This window comes from Brevibacillus soli (assembly GCF_044759095.2).
GTDB lineage: Bacteria > Bacillota > Bacilli > Brevibacillales > Brevibacillaceae > JBIYSM02.
Genome location: NZ_JBIYSM020000018.1, coordinates 57,456 through 75,916 on the forward strand (window position 1 = coordinate 57,456; position 18,461 = coordinate 75,916).

General features: G+C 54.2%; 17 protein-coding genes and 1 pseudogene. 11 read left to right on the forward strand and 7 right to left on the reverse strand.

The genetic code is table 11. The features are described 5' to 3' along the window. Window positions 1-47 precede the first annotated feature (47 nt). Window positions 48-887 (forward strand): alpha/beta hydrolase family protein, encoded by an 840-nt coding sequence (locus ACE99V_RS09525; RefSeq protein WP_400490861.1) that lies wholly within the window; start codon window positions 48-50, stop codon window positions 885-887. On the opposite strand, the gene ACE99V_RS09530 is transcribed toward ACE99V_RS09525, so the two are convergent. The 3 genes from ACE99V_RS09530 to ACE99V_RS09540 all read right to left on the reverse strand — a co-directional run bounded on the left by ACE99V_RS09530 (window position 853) and on the right by ACE99V_RS09540 (window position 4,314). After that, a complete protein-coding gene (locus ACE99V_RS09530; RefSeq protein ID WP_400490844.1) occupies window positions 853-2,667 on the reverse strand; it encodes a sensor histidine kinase in 1,815 nt (604 codons plus the stop codon). The two genes, ACE99V_RS09525 and ACE99V_RS09530, sit on opposite strands and share 35 nt — an antisense overlap. Window positions 2,668-2,669: 2 nt before the next feature. After that, window positions 2,670-3,680: a BMP family ABC transporter substrate-binding protein gene (locus tag ACE99V_RS09535; RefSeq protein ID WP_400490845.1), complete on the reverse strand. Its 1,011-nt coding sequence runs from the start codon at window positions 3,678-3,680 to the stop codon at window positions 2,670-2,672. Window positions 3,681-3,957: 277 nt separating this feature from the next. Then, window positions 3,958-4,314, reverse strand: coding sequence for a hypothetical protein (locus ACE99V_RS09540; protein WP_400490846.1), 357 nt, complete (start codon window positions 4,312-4,314; stop codon window positions 3,958-3,960). A gap of 172 nt (window positions 4,315-4,486) precedes the next feature. On the opposite strand from ACE99V_RS09540, the gene ACE99V_RS09545 reads away from it, so the two are divergent. The 5 genes from ACE99V_RS09545 to ACE99V_RS09565 all read left to right on the forward strand — a co-directional run bounded on the left by ACE99V_RS09545 (window position 4,487) and on the right by ACE99V_RS09565 (window position 9,112). Continuing rightward, window positions 4,487-4,654 (forward strand): hypothetical protein, encoded by a 168-nt coding sequence (locus ACE99V_RS09545; RefSeq protein WP_400490847.1) that lies wholly within the window; start codon window positions 4,487-4,489, stop codon window positions 4,652-4,654. Window positions 4,655-4,797: 143 nt separating this feature from the next. Beyond that, window positions 4,798-5,151: a response regulator gene (locus tag ACE99V_RS09550; protein ID WP_400490848.1), complete on the forward strand. Its 354-nt coding sequence runs from the start codon at window positions 4,798-4,800 to the stop codon at window positions 5,149-5,151. A 225-nt stretch (window positions 5,152-5,376) separates the two neighbouring features. Further along, complete coding sequence (locus ACE99V_RS09555) at window positions 5,377-6,648, forward strand: PucR family transcriptional regulator (RefSeq protein ID WP_400490849.1); 1,272 nt, start codon at window positions 5,377-5,379, stop codon at window positions 6,646-6,648. 127 nt (window positions 6,649-6,775) lie between these two features. Continuing rightward, window positions 6,776-7,900 (forward strand): alanine dehydrogenase, encoded by a 1,125-nt coding sequence (gene ald / locus ACE99V_RS09560; protein ID WP_400490850.1) that lies wholly within the window; start codon window positions 6,776-6,778, stop codon window positions 7,898-7,900. 120 nt (window positions 7,901-8,020) lie between these two features. After that, window positions 8,021-9,112 (forward strand): quinone-dependent dihydroorotate dehydrogenase, encoded by a 1,092-nt coding sequence (locus ACE99V_RS09565; RefSeq protein ID WP_400490851.1) that lies wholly within the window; start codon window positions 8,021-8,023, stop codon window positions 9,110-9,112. A gap of 41 nt (window positions 9,113-9,153) precedes the next feature. On the opposite strand, the gene ACE99V_RS09570 is transcribed toward ACE99V_RS09565, so the two are convergent. Next, on the reverse strand, window positions 9,154-9,603 hold the full coding sequence (locus tag ACE99V_RS09570) for an NUDIX hydrolase (RefSeq protein WP_400490862.1): 450 nt from the start codon (window positions 9,601-9,603) through the stop codon (window positions 9,154-9,156). 207 nt (window positions 9,604-9,810) lie between these two features. Here ACE99V_RS09570 and ACE99V_RS09575 point away from each other — a divergent pair, with 207 nt between their 5' ends. The 3 genes from ACE99V_RS09575 to ACE99V_RS09585 are packed head-to-tail and all read left to right on the forward strand — an operon-like array spanning window position 9,811 to window position 12,971. After that, window positions 9,811-10,740 carry a ketopantoate reductase family protein gene (locus ACE99V_RS09575; RefSeq protein WP_400490852.1) on the forward strand — a complete coding sequence of 310 codons (930 nt, stop codon included), beginning with the start codon at window positions 9,811-9,813 and terminating at the stop codon, window positions 10,738-10,740. Window positions 10,741-10,783: 43 nt separating this feature from the next. Beyond that, a complete protein-coding gene (locus ACE99V_RS09580; RefSeq protein ID WP_400490853.1) occupies window positions 10,784-11,719 on the forward strand; it encodes a 4-hydroxy-3-methylbut-2-enyl diphosphate reductase in 936 nt (311 codons plus the stop codon). A gap of 49 nt (window positions 11,720-11,768) precedes the next feature. Next, a complete protein-coding gene (locus ACE99V_RS09585) occupies window positions 11,769-12,971 on the forward strand; it encodes an MFS transporter (protein ID WP_400490854.1) in 1,203 nt (400 codons plus the stop codon). A 6-nt stretch (window positions 12,972-12,977) separates the two neighbouring features. Here the strand turns inward: ACE99V_RS09585 and ACE99V_RS09590 are convergent, their stop codons facing one another. From ACE99V_RS09590 to ACE99V_RS09600, 3 genes and pseudogenes are all read right to left on the reverse strand, one after another. Then, window positions 12,978-13,367: a cupredoxin domain-containing protein gene (locus ACE99V_RS09590; RefSeq protein WP_400490855.1), complete on the reverse strand. Its 390-nt coding sequence runs from the start codon at window positions 13,365-13,367 to the stop codon at window positions 12,978-12,980. A gap of 297 nt (window positions 13,368-13,664) precedes the next feature. After that, a pseudogene (locus ACE99V_RS09595) lies at window positions 13,665-14,057 on the reverse strand (transposase); the annotation flags it as partial. A 266-nt stretch (window positions 14,058-14,323) separates the two neighbouring features. Continuing rightward, the gene (locus ACE99V_RS09600; protein WP_400490856.1) at window positions 14,324-14,944 is read right to left on the reverse strand and encodes a LysE/ArgO family amino acid transporter; all 621 of its coding nucleotides are present in this window, start codon (window positions 14,942-14,944) and stop codon (window positions 14,324-14,326) included. Window positions 14,945-15,067: 123 nt separating this feature from the next. Here ACE99V_RS09600 and pdxR point away from each other — a divergent pair, with 123 nt between their 5' ends. Both pdxR and ACE99V_RS09610 read left to right on the forward strand, forming a co-directional pair. After that, window positions 15,068-16,522 (forward strand): MocR-like pyridoxine biosynthesis transcription factor PdxR, encoded by a 1,455-nt coding sequence (pdxR, locus tag ACE99V_RS09605; RefSeq protein WP_400490857.1) that lies wholly within the window; start codon window positions 15,068-15,070, stop codon window positions 16,520-16,522. Between the two features lie 67 nt (window positions 16,523-16,589). Next, the gene (locus ACE99V_RS09610) at window positions 16,590-18,317 is read left to right on the forward strand and encodes a methyl-accepting chemotaxis protein (protein WP_400490858.1); all 1,728 of its coding nucleotides are present in this window, start codon (window positions 16,590-16,592) and stop codon (window positions 18,315-18,317) included. Window positions 18,318-18,461: the final 144 nt, after the last annotated feature.

Consider the following 18,461-nt stretch of genomic DNA (forward strand, 5'->3'; position numbering starts at 1 on the left):
CAGGTTGTTGGGGAATCGTAAGGAAAGGGGGGAGCAGAGTGAGCGATATGGATATGGAATGGACTCATTACTTTCTTGATGTTGTACCGGAACCCTTCGTTGCGGACGGGGTATCGTTGTATACCGTGACCTATTACAGCCAGGGATATCGCGTGAAAGCGGCTTTGGCCGTGCCGGTGCAGAGAAGCGGACCGCTCCCTGCTCTTTTGTATTGCCGAGGTGGCATCAAGGGTGTTGGCCGTGTCCGGCCGGAGCGGATCTCCCAGTTGGCTGCTTTTGGGTACGTGCTGTTGGCTCCGCACTATCGCGGCAACGAAGGGGGAGAGGGCAGGGACGAGTTTGGCGGGGACGATCGTCATGACGTCTTTGCCGCGTACGAGCTGCTTCGCCGTTTGCCGCTCGTGCAGCCTGAGCGTATCAGCGCTTACGGTTTTTCCCGCGGCGGCATGATGGCGCTGTTCGCCTCCATGGAGTGTGCCGGGCTTCGTTCCGTGGTGGTGTGGAGCGGAGTAAGCGATTTGTTTTTGACGTATGAGGAGCGGGTCGATTTACGCCGCATGCTGCGGCGCGTCGTCGGTCATCCGAAGAAGGACAGCGGTGAATATGTTCGCCGTTCCCCCGTCTATCGCGCCGGGGAGATTTCCTGTCCGGTGCTGATTATCCACGGCACAGAGGACCAGAACGTCGGAGTCCAGCACGCTTATCGGCTGGCCGACGCTCTTGCGACTCACAAAAAGCCCTATGAAATGTGGCTGGCTGAAGGAGCCACCCACCTGTTTAAAGGAGAGGAAATGAAAGCCTACACCGTCCGGATGTTTGACTGGCTGGAAAAACACGCATCCGACCAGGAGGTTACAGGCTGGTCGGATGAATGGGCAGGGAGATGACAATTTCCGTTCCCTCGCCTACGATGCTGGTAATTTTCATATCCCCGCCGTGGTTTTCCACCATGCGTCGGGTGATCGGCAGTCCGAGTCCTGTGCCTTCCTCCTTCAGGGAAAAGAACGGCTCAAAGATCCGGTTCAGGTATTGGGGCGGGATGCCTTCCCCGGTGTCTCGAACGGAAATGTGCAAGTGAGTGTCGTCGTGCCTGCTTTCCACGGTCAGCAGGCCCCCTTGTTTCATCGCTTCAATGCTGTTCTTCATCAGGTTGAGCAGAATCTGCTTCATCTGCTCCACGTCCACGTGCAGGCTGATCTCCTTTTCATAACGGTCGACGATTTCGATGCCGTGGAGTGTCGCCTCGGCTTTCATCAGAGGCAGGATGGAGCTGAACAACTCGTTCAGCGTCACTTCCCGATAGTTCGGGCAGGACGGTTTCGACAACAGAAGGAATTCCGTCACGATCAGGTTGACGCGCTCAATCTCCTGCAGAATCAACGGCAGGAAGTACTGATTGCGCTCCTCTTCCGACAACCGCTGCTGCAGCAGCTGCATAAAGCCGTAAATTACGGTGAGCGGGTTGCGGATCTCGTGGGCTGCGCCGGCCGCCAGCTGTCCGACCAGCCGCAGCTTCTCGGACTGGTGAATGAATTCCTGCGCTTTTTCCTGCTCGGTAATATCGGAGAGGGCCACCATCCAGCCGGCTTCCCTGAAGTCGTTTTCCAGAGGCACGTAAGAGACGAGCGCGGAAAAGGTGGTGCCGTCCTGTTTGTACAGCGTCATCTTGCGGTTTTCAAACCAGGGCAACTCCTCTGAGTCAGTCTGCCACGCGGTGGAGTCGGGGCTCTCCGGAAAAAAGTTGTCGTCCAGCTTCACCAGCTCTTTTGCCTTCTGATTGATGTGCACTTCACCGGACTGATAGTGTCGGGTGATCACCCCGACTGGCAGAGAGTTCAAGATTTGCTCACGGACGTTTTTCTCCTCCTGCAGCACTTGACGCTGGGCCTCATCCTGTTGAAACAGCTTCGCGATGTTCTGCGACATTTTGTTGAATTCCTGAGCCAACTCGTGGAACTCGTCTTTCGCGGTGTAAATGATCTGCTGACCGAACGTTCCCTGTGACACTTCCCGCACCTGCCTGATCAGGGACTGAATGGGGCGGAGCAGCTCATGACGAAAGTAAAACGTGCAAAACAAGCCAAACAGGATGGAGGCAACGGACACGGTGTACGTCACGATGAGGGAGACTTTCAGGCTTTCGTTTGTCCGTTGAAACTCCTTGTTCGTCTGGGACTCCAGTTGATGAAGCGAAAAGGAAAGCTGCTTTTCCAGCTTGTCGATGCGCGGCTGCACTTCCTGAGCCAGCACGTAGTTGACAGCTGTGATGTTATTCGCTTTCAACAGCGGGTTGATCTTGTTCAGGAAGAGGAAGTCCAGTTCGCCGATCGACTCCACAATCGAGAACAATTCACTGTATTCCTGTGTTTTTTGAATCGATTGAAAGTGGGAACTGTCGATCAGCATGGTGTAGTATTTGTCCAGATAAGACGGCTCTCGAGTGAGAGTGTACATTTTCAAAGCGTACGTTTTCGTGTACAGTTGGTTTTTTACTTCCAACAGCGCGTTTGTTTGCGGAAGCACTTGCTGCGTCAGGTGGGTCTCGTCGGAAATCACCTTCGTCATCTGGTAGCTGAACAGAGAAGCGACACAGCCAATGAGAAGCATCATGACCAGATAGCTGAGCATCATTTTTTTCTGAAAACCAAGTGAACGAATCGAGGACATGGTCACTCTCCTCCAAAAAGCTGCGGATCATCCATAACCGTCTGCAGATCGCGAATGATACGTTCCTGTACAGCTGCGGGCACCATTGGACCAAACGCGCTCAAGCGGTTAACCCCTTCCGACAGTCCGTAGATGACCTTTCCTGCGGGAAGGAGGCCTTTCAGGTACTGTTCCATGGTGGTTCGATAGCATTGGCGCACGTCCTGCACCAGCGAGGCGAGCACATGGTTGGGGGCCATGTAACGTTGGTCGGCGATGTAGCCGATGGCGTATATGTTGGCATGCTGCGCCTCCGTAATGACGGCCAGATTAAAACTGTCTCCCGTCGTGTAGATGACGTCGACGCCATGGGCGATCAGGCGGCGGGCTGCTTTTGTGGCAGCTGCGATGTCATTGAAGTCCGGCACCTTGGCCACTTCCACCGTCGTATCGGGGTGAATCCGTTTGACGCCCAGTTTGAAGCCCTCCACCTGTTCGTATTCTAAAGGTTTGTCCACCACAATATAGCCAACCTTGTGGCGATGGCTCATCAGTGCTGCCAACTCACCTACAATAAATCCGGCGGGCTTCATGTCGTAGCGAATGGCTGTCTGATTGGGGTGTACGGCTTCCCCGTTAAAGGAAACAAACCGCGTCTCGGGATAAAACGGGGCAATTTTCGTAAACGGTTGGGAAAATATCATCCCGTGACCGAAAATCAAATCGAATTCGCTGGAAGCGTACTTTTGGGCCGTTGCAAAGATCTGATCTGCTTTTAAGTTACTGGCAATCTCCAAAGAGAAGCCGTACTTTTTTTGCAGTTCAGTCAAACTCTCCAGTGCGCTGCTGTTCCAGCCCTGATCGTAGGTAGGACCCTCCAACAGCAGAGCGACGCGTATCACGTTGGCCTTTTTGCCGTTTTTGTTGACCTGCTGAATGTATTTCATGCTGTCGACAAACTGACTGGTGATAAGAAGCAGCAGTCCGAGGACCAGTCCGGCAAACAAGATTGGAAACAGCTTTGTCGTGGACACGGAAGGACCTCCAAATGAAAAAAGGAATTTGACATATTTCTACATGAACTGTCAAAATTCCTTTTATTAGTGTATAAGAATTTATAAATTTCGACATCCCATACAGCCGCTAGAAAAGTGTTCGGGGCCCCGCCCGGCGAAAAAAGGGACCCCACTCGGCTCAGCGATAGCTACCGCCGAGTGGGGTGAGAATAGCTAAAGTCGGCTGGGTTTTTATATTCAGCAAAGCAAAAGCCCGCGTGCGTATCACAGCGCGGGCATCGGGGAGTTGCGATCGTTAGAAGCGAGTGCCACGTTGCATGGCAATCTGATTCTCTGTTGCGTGAGCCGCATGCTGGGAGAGCGGCACCTGTGCATTTTGACCCGCATACGGATTGTAGAACTGCTGCAGCGATTGAAGCGCCTCCGGAGAAATGTGTCCGCGATAGACGAGTGCGACAGGGGAGACCTGGTTGTTGTAGGCCGTGTAGCCTTCGTTGTAGGCAGGCTGGTTGGCGAAAAACGCCTGTTGTTGGTGAAACTCCGCTTGCTGGTGGTGAAACGCCGCCTGATTCTGATGCGCCAGCGCATGGTATCGATGCAGTTGGGCCTGCTGGTGATGAGCATGAGCCTGTTCTTGCTGACGTGGATACATCTGCAATCTCCTCCAGTATGAACCATTTTGTTTTGGCAGTTGCCTTGCCCTTCAAAGTATGTCCAATTATGGGGCGAACATGCTTCCGGCAGAGCCGGCGCTTTGGTATGCAACCGGGAGCCGGAGGGAACGCTAACGGAGAAGCTCTGTACCCGAGAAAGGAGGCCCCCCCATGGAAAGAGAGCTGATTGAAATTCCACAGGTGGATATCCCGGACGAGGTGACTCAGGTAGACAGACCGGAGATCGGGGAAACGACCCCGCATCCTGATCCGACCAGTCCGCAGGCGGATTTGCCTGCAAGTCCGGAACGTTCCGGACCGATTGGATTTGCTCCGTAAAACAAGGCGCCGTTGCAGGCGCCATTCTTTTAGGGGTATTTATTAAAAAAAATAAAAAAAGTCGGGAATTCCCATAGACTTTTTTGCTATTTTCTGTAAAGTAGAGGGAGGGAGAAGTGAGACAGGTTGAGGAGGAACGCTGAGTGGCCCGTTTGTTGATTGTAGACGATGCGGCTTTTATGAGGCAGATGCTGACGGAGATGGTAGCAGGCTTGCACGAAGTGTGCGGAGAGGCTGCCAATGGAGAAGAGGCAATTGAAAAATACAAGGAGCTGCGTCCCGATATTGTCACGATGGATATCACCATGCCCCGGATGCAGGGGATTGATGCTGTCCGCGAAATTTTAGCTTTTGATGCAGAGGCCAAAATCTTGATGTGCTCCGCTGTCGGTCACCGCCAGCTGGTTTTGGAGGCGATGAAAACGGGGGCAAAAGACTTCGTAATCAAGCCGTTTCAAAAAGAACGCATTCTCGATGCGATATCGCGGTTACTGTGATCCCGTACATAGAGCGAAAATCAAGCAACCGGCAGGGCGGCACCTGCCGGTTTTTTTCAGCAAATAGGAATTTATAAAGATGGAAATCCGATTTCAGCCACTAGGAAAGCATTCGGGGCCCCGCCCGGCGAAAAAAGGGACCCCACTCGGCTCAGCGATAGCTACCGCCGAGTGGGTTATTTCAGGCCCGCGCCTGGTTTACCTGGGCTTTTGCCTTTCAGTATAATGAAAAGACAGGAATCGCAAAGAAGGTGTGAACGATTGTCCGGTCAACCTGAGTACTTCCATCAATACCAGCATGCTGACATAGAAGAACTGGCCGATGTGATCGGTGAATTGCTGCAAAATCCGATTACGATCGAAGACGCCGACCACAAGCTGATCGCCTACAGTTCCCATGGAGAGAGCACCGACCAGGCACGCTGGTCGACGATCATGGGGCGTCGCGTGCCGGAAAAAGTGCTGACGCGGCTGTGGAAAGACGGCGTCTTCCAGCAGCTGTTGACCGATGACGACCCGGTGCACATCCCCGCCAAGGACGAGGTAGGGCTGGGCAAGCGCGTGGCGATCGCCATCCGCAAAGGCGCCGATGTTCTGGGCTACATCTGGGCACAGGAGGTAAACCGTCCGCTGACCCGTGAAGACGATGAAATCCTTCGGCAGGCGGCCCGAGCCGCCGTCTCCCGTCTGGTGCAGCGACAGGGCAAACGCAAAGCGGAGGAGCAGCGGCGCAAGGAGTTTCTCTGGGAGCTGCTCCTGGGGAATCACACCAGCGAGGCGGCCATCAAGCAAAAGGCAGAGAGTCTGCAAATGCAGCTCCCGGCTTCGTACCTCATCTGTGTGATCGAAGCACCCGGAGCACAGCTGGAGCAATACCTCTATCCTCTGTTAATGCGCGACAAGCTGTTCTGGGTGGTAGACGGTGCGCAAATCGTCCTCTTGATGGGTCTGCCTGCAGTGCCAGACAGGGGAGGGCAATCGCTTTATCACAAGGTGGAACAGTTTCTCTCCGATTCGCTAAGCAAGCTGGTCGTCCATGTCAACGAAGGCAATGTGATCGCCGGTTACGGGCGAAGCTACAAGGCATACGCTGACATCGTACGCAGCTATCGGGAAGCGCTGCACGTGGTGAAGGTAAAACGCTTGTTTTCTCAGGAAACGGCACGTATTTACGGATTTCACGACCTGGGTATTTACCGCTTTTTGCTTCAGTTGAAACGATGGGGTGACGAAGAAGGGTATGAAAACCCCCGGCTCTCGCAGTTGAAAGCGTATGATCGGGAAAACCAGACCAACCTGCTGGATACGCTGGAAACATTTCTCGATACGGCAGGCAAAGGGAACCTCACCGCCCAACGGCTGCACATCCACATCAATACGCTTGGCTACCGCCTGCGCCGGATTGAGGAGATCATCCAGGTGAATCTCGACGATCCCAACCAACGGACGTCTCTCTATCTGGATCTCAAACTGGATAAGCTGAATCAGGAACGGTAGTTCGTTTGTGAAAAATCACAAACAGACGGTGCAAAGATTAATGGATTCCCCAAAGAGAATTGCCTGAAAACGCTGTACAATGGTAGTAATCGAATGAATCGCAGTGTTTTGAAGGAGGACAACTACCATGATCGTGGGGATTCCCAAAGAGATAAAGAACAATGAAAACCGCGTCGCCATTACCCCTGCAGGAGTCACTGCATTGGTACAAAACGGCCACACGGTCCGCATCGAAACCAATGCCGGCATGGGCAGCGGCTTTACCAACGAAGACTACAAGGCAGTAGGGGCAGAAATTGTTGACTCCGCAGCTGAGGCATGGGCCGCTGACATGGTGATGAAGGTAAAGGAACCGCTCCCTTCTGAATACGGATTTTTCCGTGAGGGCTTGATTCTGTTCACCTATTTGCATCTCGCGCCGGAACCGGAACTGACCCGTGCTCTGATGGAGAAAAAGGTCGTGGCGATCGCTTACGAAACCATTCAATTGGACAACGGAGCTTTGCCGCTGCTCACGCCGATGTCGGAAGTGGCCGGCCGCATGGCGGTACAGATCGGTGCGCAGTTCCTCGAGAAGCCGTACGGCGGCAAAGGTGTGCTGCTGGGCGGCGTGCCAGGTGTGCCAAAAGGCGAAGTGGTCATCATCGGCGGCGGCATCGTGGGTACCAACGCAGCGAAAATGGCAGTCGGCCTGGGTGCCAACGTCACCATCATCGACGTAAGCGCAGACCGTCTCCGCCAACTGGATGATCTGTTCCAGGGCCGCGTTCAAACGCTCATGTCCAACAGCTTCAACATCGCAAACGCGGTGAAAAAAGCGGACCTGCTGGTAGGGGCTGTGCTCATTCCAGGTGCCCGCGCACCGCGTCTGGTAACGGAAGAGATGGTAAAATCCATGGCTCCCGGCTCCGTCATCGTGGACGTGGCCATTGACCAAGGCGGTTCCATCGAGACGATCGACCGAATCACCACTCACGACAATCCGACGTATGAGAAGCATGGTGTCATCCACTACGCAGTAGCCAACATGCCGGGTGCGGTAGCCCGTACATCCACGCTGGCGCTGACCAACGTAACCGTTCCGTACGCGGTTCAACTGGCGAACAAAGGTTATCGTCAAGCCATTCAGGAAAACCGCGCACTGGCCAAAGGGGTAAACGTCATTGACGGCAAAGTGAGCTACAAAGCGGTTGCTGACGCTCACAACCTTCCGTTCGTCTCCATCGACGACGTGCTTCTGGTGAAAAACTAATCAATTCGACACCAAACTGTCTGTCCTGTTTATGGGGCAGGCAGTTTCTTCCTTTTGTGCGCCTTTTGTCGAAATGTGATATGCTACTAGGCAGAAGAAAAGAACGAGGAGTGCACAGGGATGTATCAGCTTGTCAGAAAGTTTTTGTTCAAAATGGATCCGGAAGAAATCCATGAGCGAACGATTCACGCGCTGAAGCTGGCGGAAGACTCCCCTCAGGGAAAAAGCCTGTTGAAAATGCTGTTCGGTTTCCGTGACGAACGTTTGGAAATGAAGCTTTGGGGGATGACCTTTCCCAACCCGGTGGGATTGGCCGCTGGGTTTGACAAGAACGCGGAGGTGTATCACGCGCTGGCTGCCCTCGGCTTTGGATTCGTGGAAGTGGGCACCATTACGCCGATTGCCCAACACGGCAATCCGAGACCGCGGCTGTTCCGGCTGCAGGAGCATGAGGCCATCATCAACCGGATGGGCTTTAACAACTACGGCGCGTACGCCGCATCGCAAAATCTCGTTGACTACGCCTACGCCGACATTCCCATCGGGATCAACATCGGCAAAAACAAGGCGACGCCCAATGAGGAAGCGGCGAGCGACTACCTGAAATGCATGGAGACGCTGTATCGGTACGGCCATTATTTTGTAGTCAACATCAGTTCGCCCAATACTCCCAACCTGCGCGATCTGCAGGAGACGGAGAGCCTGCGAAGCCTGTTCCGCGAGATCCGGGCAAAAGCAAGCGAGATGGAGCTGCGCGGAGTAAAGGCGAAGCCGATCCTGTTAAAAGTGGCCCCCGACATGACGGACGAGCAGATGAGAGATGTTGTCCAGGCAGCCGTGGATGAGGGAGCGGCGGGGATCATCGCCACCAACACGACACTGTCCCGCGATGAGGTATTAGGCCACCCGCATGCGGACGAGGCGGGAGGATTAAGCGGCAAGCCGCTGAGGGAGCGTTCCACCGCCTGGGTAAAGGAAATCTACCAGGAAGTTGGCGACAAGGTGCCGATTATCGGGGTAGGGGGGATCTTCACGGGTGAGGACGCCTACCGGAAAATTCGCGCCGGCGCAAGCCTGGTACAGGTGTATACAGGAATGGCTTATCAGGGCCCCGGCATCGCCAAGATGATCAACAAGAAGCTTGTGAAGCTGCTTGTGCAAGACGGCTTTACTCACATCGAACAAGCCGTTGGGGTAGATGCAAAAGCATAGTGCAGGACAAGAGGCTGTCGCCCGTATGGGACGACAGCCTTTTATGGCGAGCGGACCAGTGTCGGAAGCCGGTCTTTCCAGCTCATCAGGATCAGTCCTGCCCGTTTTTCCAGCTTCGGCAGGCCGTCTAGCGGGAAGTAACGCAAACCGATGCTTTCGCCGTCCGTCATGGCCAGACTGCCCGATACCTCCTTGGCAAAATAGAGAATGATCACGTTGTACACTTCATCACCATTGGGATAGCGGTAGTACCACTCCGGACCGGACAACGCCTCCAAAAACTGCAGCTGTTCCGCGCGAAGTCCGGTCTCTTCGAGCAGTTCCCGCCGGGCTGTTTCCTCCAGTCGTTCACCCATGTCCATGGAGCCTCCTGGCAAGCCCCAGTCGTTTGTGTCAGAGCGGTGCTGCAGGAGAATTTCTCCTTGAGAGTTCAGCACCATGATGGTGGCGCCGACCAGGATGAGCGGACGATGGCCGACTTGCTTTCGCATTTCTTTTACGTAATCGCTCACGACTGTCCTCCTTCCTTGGTATGAAAAGGTGATTGACATTCGTTTCATCTTTTGTAATATTATAACATCCCATGAGGTTTCATGTTAGTTGTTCTGACATGAGAATGCGGGGTTTCGAAAGTGGCGCAACTTCTGTAGAATAAAGGCAAATCATTCTGAACGCGATGCAGGGAGGACGAACCGATCATGAAAGTTTTGGTATTGGGAGCCGGCGCCGTCGGCGGCTATTTCGGAGCGAGACTGTGGGAAAAGGGAGCCGACGTTACCTTTCTCGTGCGTGAAAATCGGCGCAGGCAGCTGCTGGAAAGAGGATTGCGCGTCAACAGTATCCACGGTGATATCCATATGGAAGCGCCCAAACTGATTTCCGCAGGTGAACGGGTGGAGAAGTACGATGTCATCCTGCTTTCAAACAAAGCGTATCACCTTGCTGACAGCATCGCCTCCATTGCTGACTACGTGGGCAGCGAAACCGTGGTGCTGCCACTCCTAAACGGCATGGCCCACATGGAACAGCTGCAGGCCAGGTTCGGAGCGGAGCGGGTACTGGGAGGGCTGTGCTTTATTGAATCAACCCTCAACGAGCATGGCGACGTGATTCAAACCAGTCCCACCCATGAGGCCGTATACGGAGAGTGGGAAGGGGGACGCAGCGCTCGCATCGACGAGCTGGACCGCGTATTTTCCGGGGCGAAGGCGACCATTCGCGTCAGCGAAAACATTCAGCGGGACATGTGGCATAAATACCTGTTCATCACCACGCTGTCCGGCATGACGACGCTGATGAATGCAGCGGTCGGCCCGATTCGCGACGCGCAGTTCGGCATGGAACTGACCCGCCAGCTGGCCGAAGAAATCGCGCTGGTAATGCGGACGCTCCAGGCTCCCATTGACGAAGACATTGTGGACAAGCAGATGAAGGTGTTCATGAACCAGGGGTATTCGATGAAATCCTCCATGCTCCGCGACATGGAAAAGGGACTGCCGGTGGAGGCCGATCATCTGCAGGGCTGGCTGCTGTCCCACGCCGAGAAGCATGGATTATCCACACCGCTGTTAAAAATTGTCTACAATAATCTGAAGGTTTATGAAATCAAGCGGTCATCGCATAATTGAGGTATAATAGGATGGATCGTCAGATAAGTTAGGAGGGGTACAGATGGAGGTTATCAAAATCTCCCCCCGCGGTTACTGTTACGGTGTCGTAGATGCCATGGTGCTCGCATTGAAAACGGCACAAAATTTCGACCTGCCGCGCCCGATTCACATCCTGGGCATGATCGTCCACAACTCGCATGTGGTTGAAGCTTTTGAAAAACAAGGCATCAAGACGCTGGACGGAGAAGATCGTCTCGCCCTGCTGGATCAGGTGAACGAGGGAACCGTTATTTTTACCGCACACGGCGTTTCGCCTGAAGTGAGAAAGAAAGCGCGTGAGAAAGGCCTGACCGTCGTCGACGCCACGTGTCCGGACGTGACCAAGACGCACGATCTGATCCGTGAAAAAATTGCCGACGGCTATCACGTGATTTACATTGGGAAAAAAGGTCATCCCGAGCCGGAGGGAGCCGTAGGAATAGCCCCTGACAAGGTGCATCTGGTGCAGACGCTCGATGAGGTTGAGGCGCTGAACCTGCCGACCGATAAGCTGATCGTCACCAACCAGACGACGATGAGCCAGTGGGACGTCAAGCATTTGATGGATGCCATCGTGAAACGGTTTCCGCAAGTAGAGGTGCACAACGAAATATGCCTGGCCACCCAAGTGCGACAGGAAGCGGTTGCCGAACAGGCGGGGGAAGCTGACCTCTGCATCGTTGTAGGCGATCCGCGCAGCAACAACTCCAACCGCCTGGCACAGGTGGCGGAAGAAATTGCCGGCGTTCCGGCTTACCGCATCGCCGACTTGTCCGAACTGGACATCAACTGGTTGAGAGGAAAGAAAAAAGTCGCCGTCACGTCCGGCGCATCGACACCTACACCGTTGACAAAGGAAGTCGTACAATTTTTGGAGCAGTTTGACGAGAACAAGCCGGAAACATGGGAGAAAAATCGAACCGTCAACATGGAAAAAATCCTTCCATCGGTCAAATAAATTGAAGAGCATGCAGATGCTCTTCTTTTCATGGAAAGAAGGAGACAACATGTCTGAGCCTCATGCCATCCAATCGCCGGGGGGGAATGCAAGGCGCTACATGAGCATCAGCGCTCTTTACCTGTTTATCTACTATGGTTTCGGAGCGTTCTACCCGCTGATTACCCAGTACTACAACGCCATCCATCTCACCGGAACACAGATCGGCCTGATCAGTGCCATTACGCCGGTCGTCTCCATCGTGACGCAGCCGATGTGGGGCATGATCTGTGACCGCTACCAGATTCGCAAGCCGGTGCTCGTGCTGACACTGATCGTTTCGGCACTGGTGTCGCTCCTGTTTCCTGCCGTCTCCACCTTTGCACTTGTGTTTTTGCTCTACACACTGCTTTCCGTCTTTCAAAGCGCGCTTGTTCCGGTCTCGGACAGTCTGGCGCTCGGTTATGCCAAACAGCACAACATGCAGTTTGGAGACATTCGGCTGTGGGGGGCGGTTGGGTTTGCGCTGGCAGCCTTTGTCACCGGGCTCGCTTTGGAGCAGTGGGGTTCGAACGTGATTTTTTACTCCTACTGCGCCGCCTGTCTGATTGCCGTTTTCTTTTTGCGGGGCATCCCGGACAATATAGAGGCGCCCCAGTTTAAGGTCAGTATCGTAAAAGGGTTGGGCCGGTTGCTGCGGATTCCCAGGTTCACGCTGTTTTTGGTGGCAGCGTTCTTCATCTTCGGCTCGGTTAATGCCAACAACATTTGGTTTGCGCTGTATTACCAGCACATCGGCGGGTCTGTAGCAGGGATCGGACTGGCATTTCTGCTGTTTGCCGGGAGTGAAGCCCCGTTTATGAAGCTGGCCGCCTACCTCATTCGCCGCTGGGGTTTGGAAGCGACGCTCCTTTTGGCGGGGATCGTCTCTGCGCTTCGCTGGTTTTGGTACAGCACGGCGCCGGGGACTGCCGAAGTGATTGCCATGTTCTTTATCCAGGGATTATCCGTTGGGTTTTATCTGGCTTCGGCCGCCCAGTTTGTCAGGGAAAATACGCCTGCCTCCCTGCAGGTAACCGCTTTGGCCATTTTCGGATCAGTCGGTCAGGGCCTCGGATCCATGACGTGCAACCTCGCTGCCGGGGTCATCAAGGATTATGCCAGCATTCTGGGAGTTTATGTGTTTCTCGGGGCGGCAACCGCGGTCGGGCTGATTCCGCTGCTTTTGATTCGTTTCGGGCCGTGGAAGAAGCCGTCCCCGTCGTTGGAGTAGCAGGAATTACTCTACGATCAGCAAGCCGCGATATCCCGCTTCCGGATAGCCCGGAGTGTCTGAGACAAAGGAATACGTCCCTTTTTTGGCGGCAGAGAACTGCAGGATAGCGGACTCGTTCGGTTTCAGGTTGGCGGTATACACCTGCAGGTCCTGTATGACCAGGTTGTGTGGGCGGGTGTCCGCATTCACGATCGACAAGGAAATGGGGTCGCCCTCCTGATAGGTTAACCGACTGGGAAGAAACCCGGCGTTGGAAATCGTAACGGTTTGCACGCGCTGTTCAGTGGTCGACGACGCTTGCAGCCGGTATTGGTTATGCAGGGCAAGCAGTCCGAGAATCAGCGCCAGGGCAAAGACCGGATAGCGAAGTTGAACATAACGTTGACGCAACATCAGCCATCAGCTCCTTCATATACCGTAGTGGAATGGAAGAAAGTGCTACTAATTAGACTTTCCTGTTCGAAAGCGGGATAAACAGCAAATCCTGCATGCCAGAGATCACTGCAAAAGTGCTCTCTCGGTTTTTAATAATGGGTTCATGTCAATAATTGATGCCGACGGCAAAAAGAATGCAGCCTTACTTCTTACGAAGCTGGCTGCATTTGCTTTATTAGCTTAAGTATGCTTGTATCCGCGTACCGAATAAACCACGGTATTTTGCCCTGGTCAATCCATGAAATCAAGGAGCTTTAAATTGTCTTTTCCAGAGTAAGCAGTGTCTCCGATGACTTCCTCAATCCTCATACCTGTCTTTTCTGTTTGCTCTAATAGCTTTGGCAGTTGTTTGCCATCATCTTCACTTCCACCCGTAACTTCAATCGCAGAGATGATCTCTTCTTCTGTCATCGTTACATGCTCTTTGTAGCCAAAAAGCTGATGGAGTTTGGAATAGGAGGCGATTTTTATTTGCGGAGCGCCTTTGCCAGCCTGCCAGCGTAGAGACGTGGACACGGGGATGAAGGGGGCGCTAGTCTCCCTTCCTTGTGAAACCCAGATGTTGAGCCCCCGCCCCGTGGATCGTCTCGGAGAGGACAGATAAGCCCCATAGTGGGCTGGCAACGAAGCGAAGCAAAGAAACGCCACCGTTTTCCATATAACGGAAGCGTTTTGGAGTGCTCTCCATGCCAGGGGGGATTTTTCGAGACTGTCGAAAAAGGTATTGGTGTCTATTCGGGACCGATTTCTCCGCTATGCGACGATTCGCGGGGGCATCGCCAAAGCCGCGTCACTACGAAGTTTTTTCAGGGGTGGCGCTGCTTGATCTCCGCGCCCACGTCCCTACGCTAGCTGGTGGTCACAGCTCGCGGGTAGCTGGAGGAATCGGTCCCTCTACAAACCATTGGTTAAGCTCATACCACAATCCCGGCCAACTTCGCGCCCATAAACAAGGCGACGGCCCAAATAATGCAGGCGGACACGACGTTTAGCGACCGGAGCAGCTTTCCGGAGCGGTCCAGCCGACCTGCCGTCCGTCCGGCAACGGAGAGGGCGAAGAACCACAGCCACGAGACGAGGATACAGGAAAGCGTAAACGCCCATTTTTCCGTTCCTCCGTAGCTGAGTGAACTGGTGCCGATCACGCCGATCGTATCCAAAATCGCGTGCGGATTGAACAGCGAGACAGAGGCGGCAAACAGGATCTGTTTCCGCGGCGTGAAGCGCTGGGCCTCGTCCCCTTCCGTCGAAGGAGTGCTCTTCCAGGTCAGGTACCCCATGTACAGCAGGAAGAAAAATCCAACGGCATAAAGCGCCGTTTCCAGCCAGTCAAAGGTAAGTACAACCAGCGACACTCCCAACACCGCAAGCAGGATCAGCAGTGTATCGCAGACAGCAGCGGTCAGTACAACCGGCATGGCCCGCCACAAGCTGGATTGTACGGCTCCCTGATTAAACACGAATACGTTTTGCACGCCAAGCGGCAAGATCAAGCCAAGAGACAATACAAAGCCATGCAGGAATGCTTCTACCACAAATCTCCCTCCAAACCTTCTTTTTTCTCTAGCGTAAGAGAAAAGTTCCCGGTTGTCTCCAGCCAATTGGTTTACAGACGAACCAACCAATTTTACAATGAAAGGAAAAAAGGCGGGGGAGAAGTGACGCGTCTCACAATCGATTGGAAACCGGACAAGTCATCGGACATACCTGTTTACAAGCAAGTCGTGGAGTACATCAGGGACAAGATTTCGACCGGCGAATGGCCGGTGCAGAGCAAACTGCCTGCACAGCGTGCGCTTGCAGAAGCGCTTGGGGTGAACCGCAGCACGGTCGTCACGGCGATGGAAGAGCTGAAAGCAGAGGGGTTGATCGAAGCGGTGGTGGGAAGCGGCACGGTTATTTGCAACAATACCTGGTCTGTCCTGACCGCCGCTTCGCCGCCCGACTGGTTGAGTTATGTCCGTTCAGGAACGCACCAGCCCAATTTGCCCACCATTCGGGAGATCAATCGTGCCGAGCACGATCCTAACGTGATTCGTCTGGGGACTGGCGAACTTTCCCCCGAGCTGATTCCCGCCAGGGCGATGGAGGAGATTTTTCAACGGCTGAAGGGACGGTTAAGTCACCTCGGTTACTCCGAGCCGAAAGGGCTCCTGCCGCTGCGACAAGCCATCAGCGATCATTTGCGTGGAATCGGCATCGAGGCCTCTCCTTCGGCCATTCTGATCGTATCCGGTGCCCTGCAGGCGCTTCAACTGGTTTCGGTCGGCATCCTGCGCCAGGGCTCAGCCGTCCTGGTGGAAAAGCCTTCGTATCTGTCTTCCCTTCATACGTTTCAGTCCACCCATCTGCGGCTGACCGGCATCCCCATGGACGCAGAGGGAATCCGGACCGATTTGATCGCTCAACAGACGCGTGCGAACAACGCTGCTCTGCTTTACACCATTCCTTCCTATCACAATCCGACGGGCACGGTTATGTCCGAGCGGAGGCGGGAGCAGCTGCTGCACATCTGCGAACGGGAACGGCTGCCCATCCTTGAAGACGATGTGTACGGCGAGCTGTGGCTGGACGAGCCTGCACCAAAGCCGCTCAAGGCGTCTGACAAAAACGGCTTGGTCCTCTATGTCGGCAGTTTGTCCAAAACACTGAGCCCCGGTTTGCGGATCGGCTGGCTGGTCGGTCCGGAGCCGGTGATCGAGCGGCTGGCAGACGTCAAAATGCAAACCGATTACGGTTCCAGCGCCCTTTCTCAATGGGCGGCGGCGGAATGGCTGGCGAGCGGCATGTACCGGCAGCACTTGACGCAGGTGAGAGCGGCGTTGCGCCACCGCAGGGAGATCGCCCTGCAAGCGCTGCGGAAGGATTTTTCCGATATCGCCTCCTGGCAAGAGCCGCAGGGAGGCTTCTACATTTGGCTGCGGATTGAGCAGCCCGTCTCCATGCGGGAGCTGTTTTCGCTCGCACTCTCCCAAGGCATCCTGCTGAATCCCGGATACGTGTACGACAAGACGGCCAACCAGCATCTGCGGCTGTCCTACGCTTACGCCGACACCCGTCAATTGCAGCAGGCGCTGCATCGTCTGGCCAGGCTCGTTCGGGAGTGTGTGTGAGGTTTACCGTGTCTTCCAAGCGGGTAGGTATGGTAGTAACAGCATCCTACCAAGCGTGGAGGTACGTATGAAAAGAGGAAGTATCGTCACCAAAATCCTGTTGTTTGTGATGTTTGTGATGCTGGTTCTCTCTGCGGCAAATGCTGGCAGTCTGTTCCTGACCAATACGGGTACAGTGGAAAAGACAATCGGCAACTTCAGCACGGAGCTGGCGGCCAACGTCGCCAAAAAGATGGACGTGTCCAAGTACGAGCAATTCCTGCAAAACCCGAAGGAAGATGAAACCTATTGGGAGCTTCGCCAGCAGTTGGATGACTTTCGGGAAAAGACAGGCGCTCTTTACTTGTACACCATTCGTATCGATGAACAGAAGCAGCCCCGCATCATGATCGACGGGCAGCCGAAAGGTTCCGATGTCGCATCGGCGATCGACGAAAAAACTTCCTCCACGACATACGAAGATGTGGCCCCAAGCCTGCAGGGACAAGCTAACGCCACAGAGATCGTCCAAGATCCGGAGTACGGCGACTATTTGTCTGCATTTGTCCCCATTACCAAACCGGACGGAACCGTGATCGGTGTTCTGGGCATGGACATCAATGCGTCCACCGTTGGAATGATCAATCATCGAGTGCAGTGGGAAAGCCTGCCATTCAGTCTGGGCATGAACCTTTTGATTACCCTTGCGGCTGCATGTATCCTCTATCTGTATATCAAAAAGAAACTGAAGCCGCTTCAGGCAATCAGCGAAAAAGTGCAGCAGGTTTCCGCCGGTCTATTGACCGAGCTGGAATTCCAACACAAACACAACGATGAGATCGGCAATATTATGGAGTCGTTCAGCCGCATGGTAACACAGCTGCGTTCGCTGATCGGAGATGTGAAGCAGACGGCGGGAACAATCGATGAGATGGCGGTCAGCATCTCTCGCGGCGTAGCCGACATCCGCGAGCAGTCGGAAGCGATCGGAACAGCCAGCATGGAGATCGCCAGAGGAAATGAGCAAACCGCTTCCTCCATCGAGACCGTCTCCAAGCTGAACAGCGAGCTGGTGGAAAAAATCGAGAGCGTCAACCGTTTGGTGGCGGAAATGAGCCGACTCGGCAAGGAAGTGTCGCAGACAGGTGAAAGCAGTCATCGCTCTCTTCAGGAGTTTTTGACCCACAGCGAGGAGACGGCCGGTCACTTCAGACTGGTGGAGGAACGGATGGAGCGGCTGGTGGAAAAGTCGTCCACGATTGAACAAGTGGTGTCGACGATCCAGGCGATTGCCAATCAAACCAATTTGCTCGCCCTGAATGCCGCGATCGAGAGCTCCCGCGCCGGAGAAGCCGGAAAAGGCTTCGCAGTCGTCGCAGCAGAAGTCCGCAAACTGGCCGAACAAACGGCAGCGGCAACAAAAGTGATCCAGACCAGCATCATCGATATCCAGGAAGAAGTGGCCAAAGCGAAACAGGAGACGCTTACGTCCATGCAGCAGTATCAGGCGGAATCGAGCAAAATTGACGTCGTGACGCAAAATGTGTCCCAGCTTTCCGCCATTACGGATTCGTTGAACGAATCGCTACGTCGCGTCGTCTCGCACATGGATGAGATGACCCGGTTCCAGGAAACGATTCATCAGGACATCCTCTCCGTGACAGCCGTTTCCGAAGAGACCGCTGCCTCTGCGGAAGAAGTGACGGCAACGATTCAGGGAGTAGGGGAGTATGTTCATACGTTTGCCGAAGAGGTAACGAATGTGACGGAGCAAATCCAGGAGCTGCGGAAGAAGACGGATGCGTTTACGTTGTGATGATGAAAAAAGATGCTCCTACGTTGTTGATGCAATGCAGGAGCTTTTATTTGTGTATAAGAATTTATAAATTTGGACATCCCATACAGCCGCTAGAAAAGTGTTCGGGGCCCCGCCCGGCGAAAAAAGGGACCCCACTCGGCT

Excerpts from the sequence above, each read along its gene's own strand:
- ACE99V_RS09585 (WP_400490854.1), top strand. The coding sequence starts at position 11,769 with ATGTCTGAGCCTCATGCCATCCAATCGCCGGGGGGGAATGCAAGGCGC.
- ald (WP_400490850.1), top strand. The coding sequence starts at position 6,776 with ATGATCGTGGGGATTCCCAAAGAGATAAAGAACAATGAAAACCGCGTC.
- ACE99V_RS09610 (WP_400490858.1), top strand. The coding sequence starts at position 16,590 with ATGAAAAGAGGAAGTATCGTCACCAAAATCCTGTTGTTTGTGATGTTT.
- ACE99V_RS09525 (WP_400490861.1), top strand. The coding sequence starts at position 48 with ATGGATATGGAATGGACTCATTACTTTCTTGATGTTGTACCGGAACCC.
- ACE99V_RS09530 (WP_400490844.1), bottom strand. The coding sequence starts at position 2,667 with ATGTCCTCGATTCGTTCACTTGGTTTTCAGAAAAAAATGATGCTCAGC.
- ACE99V_RS09555 (WP_400490849.1), top strand. The coding sequence starts at position 5,377 with ATGAAAAGACAGGAATCGCAAAGAAGGTGTGAACGATTGTCCGGTCAA.
- ACE99V_RS09590 (WP_400490855.1), bottom strand. The coding sequence starts at position 13,367 with ATGTTGCGTCAACGTTATGTTCAACTTCGCTATCCGGTCTTTGCCCTG.
- ACE99V_RS09540 (WP_400490846.1), bottom strand. The coding sequence starts at position 4,314 with ATGTATCCACGTCAGCAAGAACAGGCTCATGCTCATCACCAGCAGGCC.
- ACE99V_RS09575 (WP_400490852.1), top strand. The coding sequence starts at position 9,811 with ATGAAAGTTTTGGTATTGGGAGCCGGCGCCGTCGGCGGCTATTTCGGA.
- ACE99V_RS09545 (WP_400490847.1), top strand. The coding sequence starts at position 4,487 with ATGGAAAGAGAGCTGATTGAAATTCCACAGGTGGATATCCCGGACGAG.
- ACE99V_RS09570 (WP_400490862.1), bottom strand. The coding sequence starts at position 9,603 with ATGCGAAAGCAAGTCGGCCATCGTCCGCTCATCCTGGTCGGCGCCACC.
- ACE99V_RS09565 (WP_400490851.1), top strand. The coding sequence starts at position 8,021 with ATGTATCAGCTTGTCAGAAAGTTTTTGTTCAAAATGGATCCGGAAGAA.
- ACE99V_RS09580 (WP_400490853.1), top strand. The coding sequence starts at position 10,784 with ATGGAGGTTATCAAAATCTCCCCCCGCGGTTACTGTTACGGTGTCGTA.